The sequence below is a fragment of the Mesorhizobium sp. M7A.F.Ca.US.014.04.1.1 genome (genome assembly GCF_003998745.1).
In the GTDB taxonomy this organism is placed as follows: domain Bacteria; phylum Pseudomonadota; class Alphaproteobacteria; order Rhizobiales; family Rhizobiaceae; genus Mesorhizobium; species Mesorhizobium ciceri.
In genome coordinates this window covers 1-2,625 of sequence record NZ_RZRW01000709.1, presented here as the reverse complement: position 1 = coordinate 2,625, position 2,625 = coordinate 1, and the positions used below count along the sequence as shown (strand labels likewise).

Genomic DNA, 2,625 nt, shown 5'->3' with positions numbered 1-2,625 from the left:
CGGGCAAAATTCTGGAACATCGGCGACGAGGGTCAATTGCTGGCCGGCGCGGTGGCCAGCTGCTTTGTCGGCGCCATCCCGATGCCGGGACCGCTCGCCATGGTGTTGATGGCGGTCGCAGGCGCTGCGGCCGGGGCCGCGGTCGCGCTGGTGCCGGCGACCCTCAGGGTAAAATTCAAGGTCGACGATGTCGTCAGTTCGCTGCTGCTCAACTCGGTCATCTACTACGCGCTGATGGCGCTGATCGAAGGACCGTGGAAGGACTCCTTCAGCGGCTATCCGATCTCGCCGCCGATAGAGGATTCGGCCAATTTCCCTGTGCTGATCGAAGGTACAAGGCTGCATCTCGGCGTTATCGTGGCGCTGCTGGCGGCACCGCTGATCTGGTTCCTGATCGTGCGCACCACGCTCGGCTTCAGGATAAGGGTCACCGGCGAAAACCCGGAAGCGGCCAGATATGGCGGCATCCATGTCGAGCGCGTGCTGATCTCGACAGCGCTGCTGTCCGGCGCGCTGGCCGGACTGGCCGGCGTCGGCGAGGTCGGCGGCGTGCATTTCCAGGTGATGAGCGACATCTCGCCGGGCTACGGCTATTCCGGCATCGTCGTTGCCATGCTGGCGCGGCTCAACCCGCTTGGCGTCGTGCCGGCGGCGATCTTCCTTGCCGCCGTGATGACCGGCGCCGAGGCGATGTCGCGGGCGACCGGCGTGCCGGCCTTCCTCAGCGATGTCATCCAGGGCACTGCACTGCTCGCCATGCTGGTGGCGCTGCTGTTCACCGCCTATCGCATCCGCCGCGTCGGGGTTGCCCGATGAGCGCGGTGTTCGAACAGATCTTCCAGGTCGGTTTTCTGGCCGCGATCATTCGTATCGCCACGCCGCTGGCTTTTGCAACGCTGGGCGAAATGTTCTCGGAACGGGCCGGCGTGCTCAATCTCGGCATCGAAGGCATCATGCTTTTGTCGGCGATGACAGGCTTCACCGCTGCCAGCCTCAGCGGCAGCCTGTGGCTCGGCGTGCTGGCGGCGGTGCTGACCGGCATGCTGATGGGTGCGCTGCATGCGTTGTTCACGGTGGTGCTCGGCCTCAGCCAGCATGTCTGCGGCATCGGCGTGACGCTGTTCTCGTCGGGCCTTGCCTATTTCCTCTACCGGCTGATCTTCGGCCAGCAGTCTGTGCCGCCCAACATCAATGGTTTTCAGACGCTGCCGATCCCCCTCCTCTCCGACATTCCGGTGCTCGGGCCGGCGGTGTTCAACCAGTTCGCGCTGGTCTACATGGCGATCCTGGCCATTCCGTTGGCCGCTTTCATACTCTACCGCACGCCATGGGGCCTGTCGGTGCGCATGGTCGGTGAAAATCCGCGTGCCGCGGATTCGGCCGGTGTCAGCGTCATCGCCACACGCTTCCAGGCGGTTGTCCTCGGCGGCGCGCTGATGGGGCTGGCCGGCGCCTTCCTGTCGATGGCGCAGTTCAACGCCTTCACCTTCGGCGTCGTCTCCGGGCGCGGCTGGGTGGCGATCGCGCTGGTCGTCTTCGGCCGCTGGGATCCATGGCGCTCGGCGGGTGCGGCACTTCTGTTCGCCTTCGTCGATGCCTTGCAGCTGCGCATGCAGGCGAGCGGGCTCGGACACATCCCCTACGAGGCGTTCCTGATGCTGCCGTTCATCTTCACCATCGTCGCCATGGCTGTGATGTCGCGCAACGCGGTGGCGCCGTCGGCGCTGCTCAAGCCATTTCGCAGGGAGGAGCGTTAGCAAGCAGGGCTTGGTGCCATTTCCTCTCCCTCCGGAGGGGGGAGAGGTGGCGCTGCGAAGCCGCGACGGAGTGGGGGAACCACCCGGCAACCGTCGCGACGGACATTGGAAGGCCACTAGGCGCAAGAATCTTCCTGCACCGCGCCCAAGGGTCGCCCCCACTCCGTCGACCCCCACTCCGTCGAGCTGCGCTCGACACCTCTCACCCGATCGACGGGGGAGAGGAAGGGCGCCAGGCGTCGCCTCACATCGCGGTAAAACCGTTGTCGACGAACAGATGCGTGCCGTTGACGAAGCTCGACTCGTCGCTGGCCAGGTAAAGCGCCGCCCTCGCCACCTCTTCCGGCTCGCCGATGCGGCCCTGCTGCGCGGCCAGCGCTGCGTCCGAGACATCGACGCCGAGCCTGCCGAGGTCGGCAACCTCGCGCAGGCCGTGCGGCGTGCGGATGAAGCCCGGGCAGACGGCGTTGCAGCGGATGTTGCGGTCGCGGAACTCGACGGCGATGGCGCGGGCGAACATGTGGCAAGCGCCCTTGGTGGTGTCGTAGAGCACTTCGTTGGGAGTAGCCGCCACCGCCGAGATCGACGAGGTGCAGACGATCGAGCCGCCGCCCGCCGCAATCATGCCGGGCAAAACGGCGCGCGTCATCAGGAACATCGAGCGCACATTGACGGCATGCAGCCAATCCCATTCCTGCACCGTGGTCTCCAGGAAGGGCTTTATCACGATGGTGCCGGCGTGGTTGAACAGCACGGTGATGGGCCCGAGTTTTTCGATAGCACCCTTCACGGCGGCTTCGACCTGTGCCTCGTCGGAGACGTCGGCGACAAAATGCTCGGCGAGATGGCCGCGCGCCCTGATTGTCGC

Annotated in this window: 3 protein-coding genes; 2 read left to right on the top strand and 1 reads right to left on the bottom strand. The window is 65.8% G+C overall.

The window, feature by feature from the left end:
* Together EOA22_RS30320 and EOA22_RS30315 are read left to right on the top strand one after the other, a co-directional pair.
* The coding region (locus tag EOA22_RS30320; protein WP_164756026.1) for an ABC transporter permease at positions 1 to 816 on the top strand (816 nt) is incomplete at its 5' end.
* Positions 813 to 1,757, top strand: a complete 945-nt coding sequence (locus EOA22_RS30315; protein ID WP_063169487.1) for an ABC transporter permease — start codon at positions 813 to 815, stop codon at positions 1,755 to 1,757. The genes EOA22_RS30320 and EOA22_RS30315, both read left to right, overlap by 4 nt.
* 244 nt (positions 1,758 to 2,001) lie before the next feature.
* On the opposite strand, the gene EOA22_RS30310 is transcribed toward EOA22_RS30315, so the two are convergent.
* Positions 2,002 to 2,625 (bottom strand): SDR family oxidoreductase (locus EOA22_RS30310; protein WP_164756025.1); only part of this gene is annotated, 624 nt, incomplete at its 5' end.

Coding starts and splice junctions, on each gene's coding strand:
- EOA22_RS30315 (WP_063169487.1), top strand. CDS start 813: ATGAGCGCGGTGTTCGAACAGATCTTCCAGGTCGGTTTTCTGGCCGCG.